Origin of the sequence: Staphylococcus sp. HMSC071G07, from assembly GCF_001811435.1 — a bacterium.
GTDB lineage: Bacteria > Bacillota > Bacilli > Staphylococcales > Staphylococcaceae > Staphylococcus > Staphylococcus pettenkoferi.
Genome location: NZ_KV804766.1, coordinates 52,923 through 74,173, shown reverse-complemented (window position 1 = coordinate 74,173; position 21,251 = coordinate 52,923). Strand labels below are relative to the sequence as shown.

At 39.4% G+C, this 21,251-nt stretch carries 14 protein-coding genes; 4 read left to right on the top strand and 10 right to left on the bottom strand.

The genetic code is table 11. From position 1 onward, the window contains the following. On the top strand, positions 1 to 320 hold a 320-nt coding region (locus tag HMPREF2802_RS04225), incomplete at its 5' end, for a PDZ domain-containing protein (RefSeq protein WP_141746379.1). Between the two features lie 1,169 nt (positions 321 to 1,489). On the opposite strand, the gene tyrS is transcribed toward HMPREF2802_RS04225, so the two are convergent. Continuing rightward, complete coding sequence (gene tyrS, locus HMPREF2802_RS04220) at positions 1,490 to 2,752, bottom strand: tyrosine--tRNA ligase (protein ID WP_070502868.1); 1,263 nt, start codon at positions 2,750 to 2,752, stop codon at positions 1,490 to 1,492. 402 nt (positions 2,753 to 3,154) lie between these two features. Here tyrS and HMPREF2802_RS04215 point away from each other — a divergent pair, with 402 nt between their 5' ends. Continuing rightward, positions 3,155 to 4,063, top strand: coding sequence for a biosynthetic peptidoglycan transglycosylase (locus tag HMPREF2802_RS04215; RefSeq protein ID WP_070502867.1), 909 nt, complete (start codon positions 3,155 to 3,157; stop codon positions 4,061 to 4,063). Positions 4,064 to 4,176: 113 nt separating this feature from the next. Here HMPREF2802_RS04215 and HMPREF2802_RS04210 read toward each other — a convergent pair whose 3' ends face one another. Then, positions 4,177 to 5,844, bottom strand: a complete 1,668-nt coding sequence (locus HMPREF2802_RS04210) for a formate--tetrahydrofolate ligase (protein ID WP_070502866.1) — start codon at positions 5,842 to 5,844, stop codon at positions 4,177 to 4,179. A gap of 484 nt (positions 5,845 to 6,328) precedes the next feature. After that, positions 6,329 to 8,038, bottom strand: a complete 1,710-nt coding sequence (gene acsA / locus HMPREF2802_RS04205) for an acetate--CoA ligase (protein ID WP_070502865.1) — start codon at positions 8,036 to 8,038, stop codon at positions 6,329 to 6,331. Positions 8,039 to 8,231: 193 nt separating this feature from the next. Between acsA and HMPREF2802_RS04200 the strand changes: the two genes are divergently transcribed. Continuing rightward, positions 8,232 to 8,864, top strand: a complete 633-nt coding sequence (locus HMPREF2802_RS04200) for a GNAT family N-acetyltransferase (RefSeq protein WP_070502864.1) — start codon at positions 8,232 to 8,234, stop codon at positions 8,862 to 8,864. Positions 8,865 to 8,935: 71 nt separating this feature from the next. Beyond that, positions 8,936 to 10,087 carry an acetoin utilization protein AcuC gene (locus tag HMPREF2802_RS04195; RefSeq protein ID WP_070502863.1) on the top strand — a complete coding sequence of 384 codons (1,152 nt, stop codon included), beginning with the start codon at positions 8,936 to 8,938 and terminating at the stop codon, positions 10,085 to 10,087. 171 nt (positions 10,088 to 10,258) lie between these two features. Here the strand turns inward: HMPREF2802_RS04195 and ccpA are convergent, their stop codons facing one another. The 7 genes from ccpA to ytpR form a co-directional block, all read right to left on the bottom strand. Beyond that, positions 10,259 to 11,248 carry a catabolite control protein A gene (gene ccpA / locus HMPREF2802_RS04190; RefSeq protein WP_002471212.1) on the bottom strand — a complete coding sequence of 330 codons (990 nt, stop codon included), beginning with the start codon at positions 11,246 to 11,248 and terminating at the stop codon, positions 10,259 to 10,261. A gap of 408 nt (positions 11,249 to 11,656) precedes the next feature. Then, the gene (locus HMPREF2802_RS04185; RefSeq protein WP_002471189.1) at positions 11,657 to 12,745 is read right to left on the bottom strand and encodes a bifunctional 3-deoxy-7-phosphoheptulonate synthase/chorismate mutase; all 1,089 of its coding nucleotides are present in this window, start codon (positions 12,743 to 12,745) and stop codon (positions 11,657 to 11,659) included. A gap of 299 nt (positions 12,746 to 13,044) precedes the next feature. Then, entirely contained in the window at positions 13,045 to 14,637 is a 1,593-nt protein-coding gene (locus HMPREF2802_RS04180; protein WP_070502862.1) for a hypothetical protein, read from the bottom strand. Positions 14,638 to 14,715: 78 nt separating this feature from the next. Then, positions 14,716 to 15,210 carry a DUF948 domain-containing protein gene (locus HMPREF2802_RS04175; protein WP_070502861.1) on the bottom strand — a complete coding sequence of 165 codons (495 nt, stop codon included), beginning with the start codon at positions 15,208 to 15,210 and terminating at the stop codon, positions 14,716 to 14,718. Between the two features lie 80 nt (positions 15,211 to 15,290). Continuing rightward, complete coding sequence (gene murC, locus HMPREF2802_RS04170; RefSeq protein WP_070502860.1) at positions 15,291 to 16,604, bottom strand: UDP-N-acetylmuramate--L-alanine ligase; 1,314 nt, start codon at positions 16,602 to 16,604, stop codon at positions 15,291 to 15,293. Between the two features lie 26 nt (positions 16,605 to 16,630). Then, positions 16,631 to 20,629, bottom strand: a complete 3,999-nt coding sequence (locus tag HMPREF2802_RS12110) for a DNA translocase FtsK (protein WP_070502859.1) — start codon at positions 20,627 to 20,629, stop codon at positions 16,631 to 16,633. Positions 20,630 to 20,647: 18 nt separating this feature from the next. After that, entirely contained in the window at positions 20,648 to 21,244 is a 597-nt protein-coding gene (gene ytpR, locus HMPREF2802_RS04160; protein ID WP_049411257.1) for a YtpR family tRNA-binding protein, read from the bottom strand. Positions 21,245 to 21,251 lie beyond the last annotated feature (7 nt).

The window sequence follows — 21,251 nt, the reverse complement described above, 5'->3', positions numbered from 1 at the left end:
TTGAAGAAATTCCAGATGAGTATAAAGACAAATTAGATACGGATAAAGACAAAGGCGTATACGTCGCTAAAGTCGAGGGCGCGAAAGGTGTTAAAGAAGGCGACATTATCACAAAAATCGATAATGAAAAAGTCGAAAAAGACACAGACGTTCGCTCTTACCTTTACGAACATAAAAAACCAGGTGACACGGTTAAATTAACTTTAGATCGCGACGGTAAGAAGAAAACAGTTTCAGTTAAACTTAAAGAACAAAAATCACAACACAAATCTAAATCAAAAGAAAAAGATAGCGAAAGCTTCTTTAATCCATTTGAATAATAAGTGATAAATTTTAAGGGGAACTTCGGATGTCGAAGTTCCCCCTTTTTATGTGATTCGATGGTTAGTTATACTTTATTAAATTTACATAATATTGTTATCGATAACTATAGAAGTGTTTCTATTTAAAGATATTTGTTAATAATGATTTATAATGAGCGAAAAATTAGCGATACCCAATAAATCTAAATACTACATTAGAACATACCGCTCAAATCACTCAAACTAACCTTAATAAAGGATACTTTGTGGTTAAGTTATTTACTAATAAGACTATACCGAACGCCCTTTTCAATACAAAGTATTGTAGTGTTGACCCCTGCTAAGCAATAATAAACGCAAATTTAATGCTAGATTAGTATATAACCATCCTAAAATTTATATAATTCCAAGAAGAATACTTTATGTCATAGACAGATTATATACGATTTCTCAATACAAGTATTGTGGCGGTGACTCCTGAGAGATTAAGGGCACAACGAAAATCCATTCTTTGAGCTCGTTGAGCGAAAAGAATTAGTTGAGTGTGACCCTCTAGGAAAGCACCGTCAATTTTAAAAAATACTTTATTATTTTTAAATATTGTTATATTAGAAACTTCTTCTTAATAAATCAATAGCCTACATAGAAGAATACTTTATGTGAGTTGGCATCTATTATATTTAAATCATAACCTATCGTCCACCGACGATTTGACACGCCTGAGGGATTAAGGTCGTAGTGAAAATCCATTATTGTTGCGCAAAGCGCTATAATAATTAGTTGAACGTGCGCGGTAGCTGACTGAATTCGAGAAGGTACTTTGCTTTCTCGAACTCTAGTCATCTTCGCGGGGGAAGCACTACGAAATCAAAGATTTCTGTGCTTCTCCCCCTAGGCAAGGGATAATTTATTAGTACTAATACTTTGATTTTAGCTATTTCTTCAATAGACCATATTACTCAGTTTATCAAAATAAACTAGTAAGAATACTTTGTGGTGAATCATTAGAAACAAACTTAGTACCCTTCTCAATACAAGTATTGTGGCGGTGACTCCTGAGAGATTAAGGGCACAACGAAAATCCATTCTTTGAGCTCGTTGAGCGAAAAGAATTAGTTGAGTGTGACCCTCTAGGAAAGCACCGCCAAACAATACGCAGTATTGAATATTATGTCAAATTACAAATTTTATTCGTAAGTCACCATAAAGTACTTCTTCTTGCCGCGGCGGAGGATAGTGAATTCACCCTCAATCTTATCCTCATCACTCAACTCATACTTCAAGTCCTGCTCACGCTCACCATTAATATAAATTGCACCATTACTAATATCTTCACGTGCTTGACGTTTAGAAGAAGAAATACCCGTTTCCACAATCGCTTCAACTAAATTCGTAGTGTCTTTAGATAAAGTGACGTGTGGCACATCTTTAAACCCTGCTCTTAATTCATCAGCAGAAAGTGATTTCAAATCACCACTAAATAACGCTTGTGAAATACGAATCGCATCATCTAAAGCCTCTTGTCCATGAATAAAGCGTGTCACATTCTCAGCTAACGCTTTTTGTGCTTCACGTAAATGAGGTGCTTCCTCTAATGATTGTTCTAGTTTCGCAATCTCATCTTGATCTAGGAAAGTGAAGTATTTTAAGAATTTAATAACATCGTCGTCTGTCGTATTAATCCAGAATTGGTAGAACTCGTAAGGGCTGGTCTTTTCAGGATCTAACCAAATAGAACCACCTTCAGTCTTACCAAACTTTTTACCATCCGCTTTAACTACAAGAGGAATTGTTAAACCGTACGCCTCAGTTTGACCGTACATACGACGCATGAGCTCGATACCGCTTGTGATGTTACCCCACTGATCTGAACCACCGACTTGAACCTTACAGTTGAGTTCGCGATTAAGGTGACCGAAATCGATCGCTTGCAAGATCGTGTAAGTAAATTCTGTGTAAGAAATACCGTTCTCTAAACGTGTTTGAATAGAGTCCTTACCTAACATGTAGTTTACGCCGACATGTTTACCATAGTCACGTAAGAAATCGATGAGTGAGATTTGGCTTAACCAATCTTTATTATTTACGAGCACAGCACCTTTTTCTGTACCAAATTCAAATAAACGATGCATTTGTTGGCTAATACCTTCAACATTGTGTTGAACTTGTTCTTCAGTTTGAAGCGTACGTTCTTCAGATTTACCTGAAGGGTCACCAATCATTCCTGTTCCTCCACCGATCAAGACGATAGGACGGTGGCCATGTTCTTGGAAACGACGTAAAGTCAAGAACGGTAGCAAGTGACCGATATGTAAGCTATCCGCAGTTGGGTCCGCCCCACAATAAAGTGTGACTTGTTCTTTTTTTAATAACTCCTCAATTCCCGCTTCATCCGTTTGTTGGTAAATGAGCCCTCTCCATTTTAATTCTTCAATTAATGCATTAGACATGTTGATTCCTCCCTAATTTTATATAATTAACCTAAATGTGATACAAAAGTGTTATAGTTCAGACCTTGCATACACGTTATCCCTTTTAAAGACATAAAAAATACCCCTACGATCACGTAAGGGCGCAAATTGCACGGTACCACCATACTTAACTTTCAGTCAGCTTTATTAATGATACGCTCATTAATGAAACGTTGGATTATAACTTTACTATGAGGTGTATTCATCAAAGCCATTATACTAGTTTGCATCACCCACTAGCTTTCTGAAATAATAGACTTTCACTACTTGTCCTCTAATCCAAAGAGATATCGAATTGCTTTATATTATAAGTAACAGTGCTTTAAAAGTCAATGACTCCAAATATGTTATACTTGTCTTAAATAAATTGGGAGGTGCGCTATGCTCAGTAACGACAAGCATAAGGCAGAACAGCATTCGCATACTAAGCTTGCTCGATTTGACTTCTACTACGATCGTATTAAACAAGGGCTCACATTACTCGTTCTAGTGGCGACAGGCATCATCTGTTTGAGCTTTATCGTCACATTATTGTACTTTCATCATTTAACGCAGGCTCAAAGCAAGATTTCTGATCATCAATTGCGCACTGACTTATTACACTTTCCTGGAGACGACGGATTGAACCGAAATGTTTCGGACGTGACTAGCGAGTATGATGATTCACTCAACAGCCTGGTCGTTGGTCCACGAGGAGTCAATAACCACGTGGTTGATGCCCTGCTCGCATCAGAAGATACGTCGTTCTATCGACATAAAGGCGTTCTGCCCAAAGCCTTGTTCCGAGCGATGTTTCAGGATATCTTTAATGCACCTGTATCGTCAGGTGGTAGTACGATTACCCAACAGTTAGTTAAAAACCAAGTCCTTTCCAATGAAAAAACCTACAGTCGAAAAGCTAACGAGATCGTCTTAGCCATGCGCACTGAACATATACTGAGTAAAAAAGAAATTCTCTACACCTACTTAAATATCGTGCCATTCGGTAGAGATTTTAAAGGAAATAATATTAGTGGTATTGCTCCAGCATCCTACAGTTTATTTGGCAAGTCGCCGAATGAGCTCAACGTGGCTGAATCTGCTTATCTCATCGGTTTACTACAAAGTCCTTATACGTATACGCCTTATCACGAAGACGGTACGCTTAAGACGAAAGCGCGTTTACAAGTAGGTATTGATCGCCAACATTATGTATTACGACGCATGCGTGTTGAGAATAAGATTAGTGAAAAGGACTACGAACAAGCGAAACATTATGATATCGCACAACATTTACAAACTGCAAAGTAAAACGTCATACTATGCGAAAAGACCTCATTCCACTCGTGGAATGAGGTCTTAATTAGGATAACAACAATTCAATGAAATCGTGTGTACTCTAACTCACTGGAATAAGCGTGAGATTAGAATAAGCCAACTGCGTGACCATCATCAGTCACGTCCATGTTTAACGCAGCTGGTTTCTTAGGTAAACCTGGCATAGTCATAATTGCACCAGTAAGTGCTACGATGAAGCCAGCACCTGTTTTCGCTTCTAATTCACGAATTGTGATTTCGAAGTCTTCAGGCGCACCTAGTTGTGATGCATCGTCTGAGAATGAGTATTGTGTCTTAGCCATACATACTGGGTAGTTGTCCCAACCATTCTCTTTGAAGCGTTGTAATTGTTTTTTCGCTTTACTACTGAATGATACAGATTTACCACCGTAAATTTCAGTAACAATTTTTTCAATTTTTTCTTCGATGGATAAGTCTAAGTCGTAAAGACGTTTGAATTCTTGTGGTTGGTCGATGACTTCTAATACTTGGTTAGCTAAGTCAATACCACCTTGACCACCTTTTTCCCAAACTTCAGTTAAAGCAAGGCGTACACCGTGTTCTTTCGCCCATTCTTTAACGAATTCAGTTTCAGCATCAGTATCGTGAACGAATGCATTTAATGCAATTACTGGTTCTAAACTGTATTTACGTACGTTGTCTACGTGACGTTCTAAGTTAACGATACCTTTCTTAACTGCTTCTACATTTTCTTCTTTCAAGTCATCTTTAGCTACGCCACCATGCATTTTAAGCGCACGGATAGTCGCAACGACAACGACTGCTGAAGGTTCGAAGTCAGCTGCACGTGATTTGATATCGATAAATTTCTCAGCACCTAAGTCTGAACCGAATCCTGCTTCAGTTACAACGATGTCAGCTAGATCACGAGCTGTTTGAGTCGCTAGAACTGAGTTACAGCCGTGTGCGATGTTTGCGAATGGTCCACCGTGAACAAGTGCTGGTGTACCTTCGATAGATTGAACTAAGTTAGGTTTGATCGCATCTTTCATGATCATTGCTAAAGCACCTTGAACTTCAAGGTCAGCAACTGTCACTGGTTTACGGTCTCTTGTGTAACCGATAGTGATGCGTGCAAATCTTTCTTTCAAGTCTTTAATATCTGTAGCAAGACATAAGATAGCCATGATTTCAGATGCCACTGTGATGTTAAAGCCATCTTCACGTGGTACACCTTTAGTTGGGCCACCAAGACCTACTACTACGCTACGTAATGCACGGTCGTTCATGTCTAAGACACGTTTCCATTCTATACGACGTTGGTCGATACCGAGTGCATTACCTTGATGTATATGGTTATCGATAAATGCAGAAAGCGCATTGTTTGCTGTAGTAATTGCGTGGAAGTCACCGTTGAAGTGTAAGTTGATGTCTTCCATTGGGAGTACTTGTGCGTAACCGCCGCCAGTAGCTCCGCCTTTAATACCGAAAGTTGGTCCTAATGCAGGTTCACGAAGCGCTACCATAACATTTTTCTTCAATGCGTGGAAAGCGTCAGAAAGACCTACAGTTACTGTAGACTTACCTTCCCCTGCTGGTGTTGGACTCATCGCAGTAACTAATACAACCTTACCTTTTTTGTCATTGCCTTTGATTTGGTTAATATCAATCTTCGCTTTGTAATGACCATATGGTTCTAGCGCGCTTTCAGGAATACCTGCAGCTTTCGCTATTTCAGTAATTGGTTGAAGTGTCGATTGATTCGCAATATCTAAATCAGATAATTGTGCCAACTTTATTCGCCCCTTTTTTAATTATTAAAATAAAAAATGAAACATGTAATTGAATAAAACTGTGTTACAACGTTTACATATTTATCTTAACTGACTTTATACGCCTTGTCGATTATTTTAAGATAACGCTTTCACGTAATTCATGTATTCTTATATGATATGTGCCGAAATCGACGCATTTTGTAGTATTGCACGCGAAAATTTTATCTTCCAACCTCTCAGATTTTCAACTATCATTCAATCGGTACACTCATGCATTTAACATCTATATGTATAGGTTAGCACAACGTATCCTATTCCCTGATTACCTTAAATTTCACAAAAGGCTCGAAAAAGCACCACACTTTTCCGAACCTTGAGCATTTCTATATTATTTAGCAATCAATGTGGATGGGGGTCGACATTGATTCGTTTCATCATAGAATCAAACATTGTTGGATAATTGTTCATTATTAACAGTAAGAGAAATTGTAGTTTGAAGACGTTAATCTTCCATCGTACTCAAGTCGCCTTCAGGTAAATCGAGTTCCCAAGCTTTAAGTACACGACGCATAATTTTACCTGAACGGGTCTTAGGCAATTTATCTTTAAACTCAATTTCACGAGGTGCTGCGTGTGCCGCTAAACCTTTTTTAACAAACTGACGGATATCTTCTTTCAACTCGTCAGATGGTTCGTAGCCTTCTTTAAGCGCTACAAAGGCTTTAATAATTTCACCTCTGACACGATCAGGTTTACCAATGACACCTGCTTCAGCAACCGCTTCATGTTCGACTAACTTAGACTCAACTTCGAATGGTCCTACACGTTCACCTGCTGTCATAATGACATCATCGACACGACCTTGGAACCAGAAGTAGCCATCTTCATCTTTATAAGCTGAGTCACCAGAAACATACCAATCTCCAATGAAGTAAGAATCGTATTTCTCAGGATTCTTCCAAATCGCAACCATCATTGAAGGCCATCCCTTTTTAATAGCTAAATTACCCATACGATTGGCTGGTAATTCGTTTCCTTGGTCATCAACGATTGCTGCTTCAATACCTGGCAACGGTTTACCCATAGAACCGAGTTTCATATCCATCGTAGGATAGTTAACGATCATGTGACCGCCTGTTTCAGTCATCCACCACGTATCAAGTACACGTAGTCCATAGACGTCTTTCGCCCACTTGATGACCTCAGGGTTAAGCGGTTCTCCTACTGATAGAATAGATCTGAGTGAAGATAAATCATAATTCTTAATGACATCGTCACCAGCACTCATCAACATGCGTAAAGCAGTCGGAGCTGTGTACCAAATCGTCACTTTAAAGTCTTCAATCATTTGATACCAAGCTTCAGGTGAGAAACGGCCGCCCGCAATGCAGTTCGTTGCACCATTTAACCATGGACTGAACACACCGTAAGACGTGCCTGTAACCCAACCTGGATCCGCTGTACACCAGTAAACATCATCTTCTTGGATATCGAGCACGTATTTACCTGAGATGTAGTGAACCATCATAGCACGTTGCTCATGTAGTACACCTTTAGGTTGACCTGTAGATCCAGATGTATAATGTAGGATGAGTCCATCATCTAAATTGAGCCATTCCATATCGAAATCTGTGCTCGCTGCTTTCATTTCTTTGTTAAAGTCAACATAATTATCATCAACATCATCATCGACCACAACAACTGTTTCTAGATGAGGTAATTGATCCACTGGTATACGCGGGAGTAAAGTGTTTGTCGTGATAATGACTTTTGCTTCACTATTTTCCAAGCGGTCTGTCACTGCTTTTTCCATAAAAGCCTCAAACAACGGACCTACGATGGCACCTAACTTAAGTATTCCCATAAATGCGAAATAAAGCTCAGGTGTACGCGGCATAAAGATAAATACGCGGTCTCCTTTGTTGACATTCGCTTTATCTTTTAGAACATTCGCTGCTTGGTTAGAACGATCTTTCATTTCTGTGAAAGTATAACTTTCTGTACGTTGCTCATCTTGATAATGCAGCGCGACTTTATCACCTCGACCTTGATCGACATGCTTATCGATACATTCGTAAGCCATGTTCACCTTTCCTGTCTCTGACCAGGTAAAAGCTTTCTCTACTTCTGACCAATCAAAGTTACGATATGTTTCTGTATAATCTTGAAGATTGAAATTCCCTTTGTCCCCTTTATAAATTTCAACTTTCATAGAAAATCCCCCTTATTTATTGTAACCGCTTACAGTTTGTATTATAAACAATTATCAACAATTTTCAAAATAATTCGATAAATAATTCCAAAATAATTTACTTTTAGGTATAATACATGTAAGGATTTTTCTTTGGGAAGTAGGAACAATATCGCATTGAGACCGATGAGTGAATTCAAAGGAAGTGCTTAAAATGATTCATGTGAAAACTTTTCAAAAACGAGAATTACAGACAGAGGAAGGACAATTCGTCATTGAAGGACCTCTATCACGTCAAAAATTAGAGCAATTAACGTTTGATGAAGGGCTTCACGCCTTTCGACCTCCAAAAGAGCAATTTGAAGCGCTCAAAGAAATAAGTGAGCTGAATGAAGGCCGTATCTATGTCATACGGCAACAACAACATATTATTGGCTATGTCACCTATCATCATCCAGATCCGCTTGAGAGATGGTCTGATGGCCAGCTCGAGTATTTAATCGAATTAGGTGCGGTTGAGTTAAGTGCTGCTTATCGTCATCTTCACTTAGGGAGTCAGTTGATTCAACTCAGTCTTGAAAGTGATGAATTTGAAGACTACATCGTCATTACGACTGAGTATTATTGGCACTGGGATTTGAAGCAAAGTGGTTTAGATGTCTTTGAATACAAAAGGTTGATGCAACGATTGATGAACCACGGTGGGTTAGAAATCTTTGCGACAGATGATCCAGAGATTACGAGTCATCCTGCAAATTGTTTGATGGCACGTATCGGGGCACGTATTCGTTTAGAACAGCAACAAGCATTTGACGATTTGCGTTTTCAGAATCGCTTTTTCTTTTAAAATATCTGTAAGCGGTAATGATGTTTCTCGACAAACAAGGGGTTGTAATTTATTGAAAAAGGGAGTTGGGAATGATGGGACATTACAAAACGGGGTATGTTTATTCAAACGAGCTGCTTAAATATCGCTTTGGTGATGAGCACCCTTTTAACCAAATGCGGCTGAAACTCACTACAGAGCTATTAGAAGACATGGGTGTGCTAGACCAGCAGCACATCATCACGCCTGAAATCGCATCTGAAGAAACGTTAGCTCTCGTTCACACATATGACTACATCGAAGCGATTCAACATGCGTCACGAGGCATATTGAGTGATATTGAGGCACGTAAGTATGGTTTGGATGATGAGACGAGTCCGTTCAAGCATATGCATCAACATAGCGCCCGTATCGTAGGCGGTGCTTTGAAACTGGCCGATGCGATTATGACTGGTAAAGTTCGGAACGGCTGTCATCTCGGTGGCGGTTTGCATCATAGTTTGCCTGGTAAAGCGAATGGATTCTGTGTTTACAATGATGTGGCAGTCACAGCGGCTTATTTAAGTGAGACATATGATGCACGTGTACTCTGTATTGATACCGATGCACATCATGGAGATGGTACACAATGGTCATTCTATACGAATCCGAATATATTGAATTATTCTATTCATGAAACGGGCAAATTTCTATTTCCAGGAACGGGTCATTATACAGAACGTGGCAAAGAACACGGGTATGGTCACTCTGTTAATCTTCCACTTGAACCCTTTACTGAAGACGAGTCTTTTTTGAAGTGTTTTAAGACGTCTATCAGCGCTGTCATTGAAGCCTTTCGCCCAGATATTATCTTAAGTGTACATGGTGTTGATTTACATTATTTAGATCCACTGACACATATGAGTTGCACACTTGAGAGCTTGTATCAAATTCCGTATATGATTCAACAGCTGGCTGAGCGATACACAGATGGCAAAGTTCTGATGTTTGGTGGTGGTGGCTATAATATTTGGGATGTGGTACCACGGGCATGGGCGCATGTTTATCTCGCGCTTCAAGGTCAACCAATTCAGCATGGCCCCCTTCCCGATGCCTGGCTTAACAAGTGGCAGCCTTATAGTTCAGAACCGCTTCCGACTACATGGACAGATGAGGGTAAAAATTATCAAAGTGTGCCTCGTGCGAAGGAAATTAGCGACAAGAATTGGGAGCGAACACAACAAATTTGTAGCTGGTTTGAGTAAAATAGTTGAAATCATGGAAGCGTTATTAAGGTTAAATGCCTTGCGCTTCCCTTTTCCAGATTGATAATCTATACTGGCAAGCGAACTCAGCGCCCTTTTACTACACAAAAAGACATTGTGAAGTCGCACTCTCATAGAGTATGGATGCCTCACAATGTCTTCAGCATAGTACTATTTAGTTGTACCACGATACTCAATACGATGTGGCAAGATCACGTTTGGATCCTCGATTTCTTCCTCTTTCATGTACTTCGTCAATAAGCGCATGCCTACTGCCCCAATATCATAGAGCGGTTGAATCACGCTAGAAAGCTGAGGACGAACCATTTCAACTAAGCGCGTATTATTGAAACTAATCACTTGTAATTCTTCCGGTACTTTCACACCGTTATCTTGTGCACTGTGCACGATACCGATAGCTTGCTCATCGCTGATGGATAATAAAGCGTCAACTTGTGCTAAATCAAGTTGCTCGTAAGCACGTAAACCGTCTTTATACGTTTCATCTCCGTTGTAAATCATGTTGTCATCAAGTTGCAAGCCATGTTGAGATAAGACATGCTTTAAGCCTGTAAGAACATCTTCTTGCGCCTTCTTAGAGTAATCTCCGCCGACGAACGCGAAAGATTGTGCGCCTGACTCAATAAGATGTTCTGTAATCTCTTCTGCAGCACTTTCGAAATCAATATTTACAGAAGCAATATTGTCATCTTTACCATTCGTACCAGAGACGACAACAGGAATAGATGCCTTGTTAATCAAGTCTTTCATTTCTTCAGAAATTGTACCACCTAAGAAGATGATACCATCAACTTGTTTGCTTAATAAGTTATTAAAGATTTCTTTCTCTTTAACCGGATCATTGTCCGAATTTGAAATGATAGAATGATATTGATACATTGTCGCGATATCTTCTAAACCACGTGCAAGTTGAGAATAATACACGTTAGAAATGTCAGGAATAATCACTCCGACAGTTGTCGTACGTTTACTAGCCAAGCCTCGTGCGACTGCATTCGGACGATAATTTAATTTCTTGATAACCTCATTTACTTTATCTCGCGTTTCAGGTTTCACGTTCTGATTTCCATTTACAACTCTTGAAACTGTGGCCATTGATACACGAGCTTCTCTCGCTACATCATATATCGTTACAGTCATAAGCGACCTCCTCGTAAGCGTTTCAACGTATGCCATATACGCTTTCATAATTGTTTTCATAGTTTATCATAAATCACGTTAGAGTAAAATGAATCCGTCTCAGTTGTCACAATGATGTCAAACCCGGTAAATTAATTATTTCAAATAAACGATTTGACTTTCTTTTATTTTTACACATTAATTAAATTTTAAACCTATTATTGTGGGTCATTTTTGAAAAAAGAAAGTTAAATAAGTACAACCTTCGACAAAATATCATTATTCCAAGAATTTAAGGTACGTCAACACAATGTAAGGTTGCCAAAAGCTGTGTATGCGCCTTTGACAACCCTGTCATCACTAGTCATTTTCATAATAACTTAACGAAGCGAACTGAAAATGATGCTTCGCTTCCCTATCCTCTCACGACTAAAGTTCACCGTTATTGTACTTGTCGATTAAAGGCTTTAGCTCATCGTAGAAGTGGTTGAACTCTTTGAGATCCATTTGTTGACCACTGTCACTTAGCGCGACTGACGGGTCAGGGTGAACTTCTGCCATTACACCGTCTGCACCAACAGCTAATGCCGCTTTAGCAGTTGGTAGCATAATATCTTTGCGTCCTGTACTATGCGTCACATCGACCATCACTGGTAAATGCGTACCCTGTTTCAGAATAGGTACTGATGAAATGTCTAGCGTGTTACGTGTTGCATTCTCGTACGTACGGATACCACGTTCGCAAAGGATGATGTTCTGGTTACCTTCTGAAGCAATGTATTCTGCTGCTTTAATAAACTCTTCTATTGTTGCAGATAATCCACGTTTAAGTAAAATCGGTTTATTCGTACGTCCCGCTTCTTTCAATAGCTCAAAGTTATGCATATTTCGTGCACCAATTTGGAACACATCTACATATTGATCTGCCATCTCGAAGTCTGCAGGATTAACAATTTCACTCACGATGTTTAAATTATATTTATCTTTCGTGTTCTTTAAGATTTTAAGCCCTTCTTCGCCTAACCCTTGGAAATCGTATGGAGAAGTACGTGGTTTAAACGCACCGCCACGAATAAATTTCTCACCTTTGCTCGCTAAGTCTTCAGCTACTGCATCAACCTGTTCTTGAGACTCAACGGAGCATGGTCCGAAGACGAATGATTTATTGCCGTCGCCGATTGCACCACCATTGTCAAAGTGAACGACAGTATCTTCTGGCTTCAGTTTACGTGATACATACAAGTGTTTTTCATTGTCTACTTTCTGTAAATCTGTAGAAGCTTTGAAGATTTCTTTAAATAGTTGCTTGATTACGCTGTCTGAGAAAGGTCCTTCATTCTTATCGATGAGCGCATTTAACATTTCCTTTTCGCGCTTAGGATCATAAACTGTAATTCCTTGTTTGCGTTTAACGTCGCCAATTTTTTTCGCGACCTTTCCTCTTTGAGTTAATAAATCGAGTAATTGTTCATTGATATTAAAAATTTCTTCTCTGTATTGTTGTAATTCGTCAGTCATAATTTTCACCTCTATGTATAGTCATGTTATATCTTGCTTTAAAGCGATAAAATATTTAGTATTGTCCATTCTAACAATTAACGTGAAACACTTCAAATAAGTTACATTTTTCTTTTGTTATTCAATAGCTTTAAAGTGCCGAGTTTTCTTCATCGTATATATTGAGTTAACAAATTCTTCTATTTCATTAAAAGCAAAAAGGTTCAAGTCAGGTAGTTATGTTTGACTTGAACCTTGTGCGTAATGAGCGGCATCAATGTTAAACAGCTCATTACTCATCGCTTTAAAGTGCTCAATATTTATTTATCATCGAAAGTACGTTTTTCGATTTTGCTCTTCGTCTTCTTACCTTTTGTATTGTTTGATTTATTGTTGTAAGAAGGCACGGATTGTTGATCTTTCGTCGTATCTACAGTTGAGCTTTCAGTTGCTGAAGCGATGTTATTTTTACTTTGTTTTGATGATTTGTCAGCTTTATCGTGTTGGATATGACCATTGTCAAATGATGCTTTTGAATGCGTTTGTGGCGCTGATTTTTTAGCATCTTTAGGTTTAGTTACATTTTGTTTCTTAGATGATGATTTAGATTGTGATTTGGTACCTTTAGCATTTGATTTCTTTTGTGCACTTGCTGTCTTTTTCTTAGCAGTTGTTTGTTGTGATTTGTTAGAAGAAGTTGATGTTTTCTTCGTATTCTTAGCCTTGGATGTTGAAGCCTTTTTTGTCGTCGCTGCAGCTTTTTTATTATTTGAAGTCGACTTTTGCGATGCTTGAGTTTTTTTATTTTGACCTTGCTTCTTCGCTGCCTTTTGAGCTTTAGTGTAAGCAACGACTGCTTTGGCATATGATGGCGCTTTATCAATAGACTCCGCTGTGAGTGCTGGAACGATATAAGGCTTAGCGACTTTCGTAATTGGTGTTTCAGTCATCAAAGCTTCTGTGCGTGTTGCTACTTTAGTATCTTGCTTCATACGTGCTTGTTTATCTTTCGCTGCTTTCGCAAGGCTTTGTCCTTTAATTGTCGCATCTTGACCACCTGTTAAGTGTGGCACTTTAAATGATTGACCAGGACTAGCAATTGGTGCATCAGCGAATAATTGACGCGTTTGTTCAGCTACTTTACTGTTTGTGTTCATCGCTTGCTTTTTATCTTTAGCTGCACGAGCCAACTCAGCACTACCACTACTTTGGCCTAATAAGTTTGGCACTTTGAAATCTTTACGTGGTGATGCAATGCCAGGACTTGCGAGTAATGCGTCAGTACGTTGTGCTACCGTCTTATCTTCTTGAAGCTGTGCGTGTTTTTGTTGAGATGCTTGAGCAAGACGTTGAGCTGGTGAATGTTGATCTTTATCGACTTGATGTAGAGCATCGTTTTTCTCTTCTTCCTCTAGTTGAATCGCTGCTTGTTGTGCATTTAATTCTTGTTGTGATGGTGTTTCTGTTTCATCGATATTTTCAAGATCTGAATCAGTCGTTTCTCGTTCTGATAAAATGTTCTCTTGACCCACTGGAGAAGTGTCAGATAGTTGGTGATCAGAACTTTCTTGTTGAATGGCAGCTTGTTGTGCACTGAGTTCATCGGAAGAAGGTGTTTGATCTGCATTGTAAGCATGACCAATGCGACCTTTAATCGTTTCGACTTGATCCTCAGCTAAAGCTTGTTCTTGACGTGTCGTTTCGTGGAGGTGTTGATCAAATTGCACTTCCTCTTGAGGCACTTGCTTTTTCTTCTTCGCTTTATTATTAGCAAATAAACCGATGGCTGAACCAATGACGGTTCCGAAGACGAAGCCAAAGACGAAATTATTAGGTTGATAGCGACTCGTATGAGGTCTCATAGTAAAATCTTGTTCGCCTCTTTCATAGTCGTCGCGATTATAATGTTGCATATTTAAAGCCTCCTATAACAAATGCACTTAAACAAAGTGTAATACCTCATTTAAGTGCATTATGATATTAAGTATAATTTATTTTTTCTCTACGTGTGTAGTATAGCTTGCATTGCGGTCATTAGCTACACTGTTTGATTTGTAGTTTGCACTTTCTCTACGTTGTCTTCTGTTTTGCCATTTGTCAGCAATTTCCATTGCTACATTTGACCATTGGACAACTTGTGAAATTTTGTCTTCGTTTTGAGAAATATTATGCGTAATAGAGTTTGTTACACGGTCAACTGAACCGTTAAGCGTTTGAACTGAGTCGCCGATACCTTTCACAGCATCTACTACTGAGTTTAAACGTTCAACTTTACCTTGGATATCTTCAGTTAAACGGTTTACTTTGTGTAGTAAATCAGTTGATTCACGCGTAATACCTTGAACTTGACCTTCTACACCATCAAGTGTTTTCGCAACATGGTCTAAGTTTTTCTTAACTGAAACGAGCACGACAGCGACTCCAATACATAGAATTAAGAATGCAATCGCTGCGATAATTCCAGCAATGGGTAAAATCCATTCCATTAAAAACGCCTCCTAAAATACATATGTTGTTATTTATTTTAAATACCCAACTTATTTTAACATAAACATCAGTTATGGTATTAAAATTCACTTATTTTACCGGCATGTGCGGTGTAGGCACGTAAGACTTTCTGAATGTCTCCTGCACCCATGAACAAGATGACAGCGGAAGGATAGTCATCGAGTTGGTCGACAGTATCTTCGCTGATCAACTGTGCCCCATCGATACGATCGATTAAATCTTGAATCGTTAGCTCACCACTGTTCTCACGTATAGAGCCAAAGATGTCGCATAGGAAGACATGGTCTGACTCGCTTAAGCTTTCCGCAAATTCATCAAGAAAGGCTTGCGTACGTGTGAAGGTGTGTGGTTGAAAGACTGAAATGACTTTCTTGTTCGGATATTTCTTACGTGCTGATTCAATTGTAGCATTAATCTCTCTCGGATGGTGAGCATAATCGTCAACAAGGACCTGATCTCCAAGCTCAGACTCATTGAAACGACGTTTAACGCCACCAAATGTTTCTAACGCTTCCTTAATATTCTCAACATCTAAACTTTCGAAATAACATACTGCAATCACAGCAAGCGCATTGAGAATATTGTGATCGCCATATTGTGGAGATAAGAAAGTGTCATAATATTTACCTTGGATATAAACATCAAATTGTGTACCTACATCACTAATTTGAATATTTTGCGCATAAATATCATTATCACTGTCTAAACCATAGTAATAAACAGGAACATCGACAGATAACTTACGGAGATAGTCGTCTCCGCCCCACGCAATAATCGCTTTTTTAACATTATCAGCCATTTCTTGGAAAGCACTGAATACATCATCAATATCTTTAAAGTAATCTGGATGGTCAAAATCCACGTTCGTCATGATCGCATAGTCAGGATGATAGCTGAGGAAATGACGACGGTATTCACAGGCTTCAAAAGCAAAGTAATCGCTCGCTGGAATTCCTAAACCAGTGCCATCACCGATGAGGAACGACGTCTTCTTGTCGCCATTCATCACGTGAGATAATAATCCTGTTGTTGACGTTTTGCCATGTGCGCCAGTCACCGCCACTGATGTGTATTGATTAATCACGTGAGCTAAGAAATCATGATAACGAATAATTTCTAAGTTTAAATCACGCGCTCTGACAATTTCTTCGTGTGTATCTGGAAATGCATTCCCTTGAATCACGGTCATACCTTCGTGAATATTGTCCTCACTGAAAGGAAGCACTTTGATTCCTTTATTCTTTAAAGCCACTTCGGTAAATACATACTGATCGATATCTGAGCCTTGAACTTCATGGCCTAAATCGTGCATGATTTGAGCTAAAGAACTCATCCCTGAGCCTTTGATACCAACGAAGTGATAGTGGGTCATAATTAACAACTCCTTAAATCCTTTAATTAAATCTGTTCTAAATCAGCTTCGGTTATATATACATCTCGTGGTTTAGACCCGTTTGCTCCTGAGATATAACCGAGTTGCTCTAGTTGGTCTACGATACGTGCTGCACGATTATATCCAATTTGGAAATGTCTTTGTATAAGTGAAGTTGATATATTACCCTCTTGAACCATAAAGTGACATACATCCATAAAGAGTTCATCTTTAGGTTGATTTTCATTTTTCTTTAACAGTTCTTGCTCTTCAAATAGATAATCTGGTTCACGTTGTTTCTTAATGTAGTCAACAACCTCATCAATTTCCTCATCAGAAACAAAGGTACCTTGAACTCGAATTGGTTTATTCATACCGCTTCCGAGATACAACATATCACCGTAACCTAAGAGTCGTTCAGCACCACCGCTGTCTAAGATCGTGCGTGAATCGACACTTGAAGAAACCATAAAGGCGATACGTGTCGGAATGTTAGCTTTAATCAATCCTGTGATGACATTCACTGAAGGACGTTGTGTGGCTACTAACATGTGAATACCGCAAGCACGCGCTTTTTGAGCGATACGTGCAATCGATTGCTCAACCTCTTGTGGTGACATCATCATGAGATCTGCCAACTCATCGATAACGATTACGATTTTAGGCATACGATCTTCGTAAGCTGCTTTCTTATTAAAAGCAGTGATGTTACGCACATGGTATTTCGCAAATAATTTATAACGGCGTTCCATCTCGTCCACAGCCCATTTCAAGCTTTGTGTTGCCGCTTTGACGTCAGTAATTACCGGCGATACAAGATGAGGTAAATCGTTGTAAGGTGCTAGTTCAACCATCTTAGGATCAATGAGTAATAGACGTAACTCTTCTGGGTGATTCTTATATAATAAAGACATCAATATACTATTGATACATACCGATTTACCTGAACCTGTGGCACCAGCAATGAGGGCGTGAGGTGTCTTCGCAATATCCATCAATAATGGTTCATTGTTAATACGATACCCCATCGCTACGGTTAACTTAGACTCCGCATTCTTAAAGCTATCTGTTTCAATAATAGAGCGTAAATTCACTTTCGTAGCTGAATTATTAGGTACTTCGATACCGACTAAGCTCGTGCCTGGTATCGGCGCTTCGATTCGAATATCTTTCGCCGCAAGTGCCATCTTAATATCATCTTGAAGTGCCGTGATGCGTGAGACTTTCACACCCTTTTCAACGGAAAGTTCGAAGCGTGTCACACTTGGACCTTCAGTAACGTGTTGAACTTCGGCTGGTACATTGAAGTAGTAGAACGCATCATTGAGCTCTTCTTTCTTCTCATTAATCCACGCCTCATCAATTTCATGTGCTTCCGGCTCTTCCAGTAAATTGATATTTGGCAAGTTCAAATTCGGCCCTTTGCGTATTTGTTGCTTCGGTTGTTGTGTAGATGATGCTTCTTGTTGACGTGTAGCCACTCCCGTTTGTTGTGTATCTGTCATATCTTGCGTATTTGCGTTGTCATTTTCAGGGACATCATTTTGATTTCCATTCATTTCTTGAGATGGCTGTGTATAAGGCTGTTGTGTTTGATCATCTTGCTGAAAGTTTGTACTGTTATCTTCTTGATCCTCTTTGTGACCTTCGCCACTTACTTGAGTTTGTTGATTAAAAGGTTGTTGCCTACGCTGTTGTTGGTGTTCATTCTGTTCATGTGCATGCATAGAATCGTGTGTTGATGATTGCGCTTCACTATCTCTATATTGCGTATCCGTTTCAACACCTAAATGATTATTGACGTCTTGTTCATGTTTATGATGCACTTCAGAAGATTCACGACTCGTATCAGTGTGTGAATTAGAAGTCTCATCATTCTGTTGTTGTGCATGGCTTTGAGTTTCAACTTTAGTAACAGTGTCTGTTTCAGATTCTTGTGTGTCGTTTTGTTGAGAGTCATTTTCAGAAGCCATTGGTGTGCTCGTTGAGTGATTGGATGATGGTGTTTCACTTGTGCGAGCTTGTTGCGTATGAGTTGAATTCATTTCAGGTTTCAACTCTGGCTCTTTAACTTTATAATCTTTCTTCTTACTATCCATTGCACGTTTGCGATCTGATGGTGTCATTAAGACGTTAAACGGTTTTGCGCCTTTACGTATTTTTGGTTTTTGCTTAGATGCAGCATGATGAACTTTCTGATTTTGTGACTGAGATTGTTGATGACCTTGATTGCGTTCTTCTGAATGAGATGATTCTTCCTGTTTGTCGTCTTCATGTTCCCCATCTGATGTAGTGACTTGCGCATCTGACTGTTCTTGTTCTTCTTGAGTTGGATTCGTCGTAGTTTCATTAGCTACATCTTGATATTCTGTAGAATCCTTTTTATCAGCCACATAGTCTGAGTCATCTACTAGTGGTTGATCATCTTTTGTTTTTTCAAGTTGAGATTGCGCATCTTCTTGCTGTGCGCCTTCTTGATGTTGCGTTGTTGTATCATTCGCTTCTTCTTTTTCATCTAAGTCGTTTTGAGAAGACGTCATATCCTCAGAGGGCTCTGTTTCATCGTCACTTTTAACCTCGTTAGACTCTGCCAGATGCTCTGCTTGATCTTGAGACTCCTCCTCATCTAAATCACGGTACTGTGCGTCAGTTACCTCTTGATTATTGAGGTCGTCATTAGATTGAACATGTGCGTTTGAATCATCTTGAAGCGTGTGAGATGGTTGTTGCGTTTCTTGAACATCTTCCGCACCGCCGTCTACTTCATGTCTTTCAATCTCATCTTCTAATTGATCAGTCGTCTCCGCTTCGTCAGAAAGTTGATGTGATTCTGAAGATGAATCATTAGCTGTACCATCGATTTCAGAATCTGTAGGAGTGGCATCAACTGTAACATCGTTATCGTCTACCTGTTGCACATTACGCACATCATCTAGATTCACCTCTTCATAGTTAAAATGAGAAGTGGAATCTTCATTAACGTCAGTATTTGTCTCACCTTGCTGCAACTGCGCTTGATTGTCTGTGTCCTCGTCTAGTGAGCTTTCACCTATGTAACGTTTCGCCTGATTAGCATACATCTCATCAATGGCACGTTGTACGCTATCCTCTTCTTCATCGTGTTGTTGTTGACGTTTCTGTTGTAATGCTTTCTTAAATTGACGTTTTTGTAACACTTTGCGTTCACGTTCACGACGAATTTCCTCCACGATTTGAGAAGCATAAATATTTTCAATATTAATCGTATTATTGCGAGAACGTGATGAATCCGCTTCAGTCTGCTGCCCGCTACGTTCTGGTTGTGAAGCTTGCTCATTCTGAGTGGATTGAGAGGACTGAGCCTTCGTTTCTGAAGACGCGCTATTGTTACGCTCCTCTTTATTAGAATGATTAAGTGCATCGCTATCTTGCGTACGGGGAGCATAATCCGGGTGTTGTTCTTCGTGTGAACGCCCCTCATCAACTGGTGGGATTACACCATTATCAAGCTTTCTGCGTTGATGTGTTCCAAAGATTGCTGATGGTACTTCAGATGCTTTGAACTCTCTTGTCGCATAGTTACGAGGTTGCGTATCTTGACCTCTTTTAGAATGCGCACGTAATGCTTCAGTCTGAATGCTTTTACGCTGATGTGAACCACTCGGTTGAGTCTGACGTTGCGTGCGTGTTGAAGCGCTTGCACGTTCAAATGATGGCGCATCATCATTGTGCTCTTGAACATGATGATCAACGCGATGACGATGTCTTTTTCTAGAACGTGAAGGTGTTGTATCTTCTTCTTGTTGATGTGGCGTAAATCTCTCCTCACTTACTTCCTCGTGCGAAGCTGCTTCGCGTTGCTCCTCTTCTAGCACACGCATTGGAAATCTAAACTTACCTTTAGGTCGTTCATAAATATCATTATTTTGAGGTAATAACGTATGTTGATGATTATATTTGGCTTTTTGTCTTCTATGGCTACGTTTGTTGAGGTAATCTTTATTAGGATTATCTTGTTCTCCAAATAGTTTATCGAACCAGCTCATACTGTTCGTTACCTCCTTTTAGTCTTCGAAAAACGGTTGACCTACTGAATAACTGTCATCTAGCACCATGATCCCTTTTTCTTTGGGTGCATTAGGTAAGTTCAGTTCTTTCATCGAGCATACCATTCCACTACTTGGTACGCCTCTAAGTTCAGCATCTTTAATCACCATACCACTCGGCATAACTGCACCTACTTTAGCAACCACAACTTTTTGTTCCGCTTCAACGTTAGGTGCCCCACATACAATTTGTAATTCCTCATCACCGACATCGACTTTTAAAATGCTTAGTTTATCCGCATTCGGATGTTTTTCCTTGCTTGCGACGTATCCCACGACGAATTTAGGTGATAAATCAACAGATAATTGATAATTCACTCCTGCTTGGTCAAGTTGTTGTTGAAAAGCATTTACGAGATCTTCTGTTAACTTAATATGTCCGTTCCCTTCAACACCCGCTTTACTAGCTTCAAAGATATTAAAGCCGACAACTTGATCTTCTTGATAAAGCGTTACAACATTTCCTTTCTTGTCATAATTAACAGGGCCTGTTACAGGTTCTAATTGAAGAAATGCAACATCCCCTACGCCTTCAGGATTATAGAATAAATTCATTGAACAA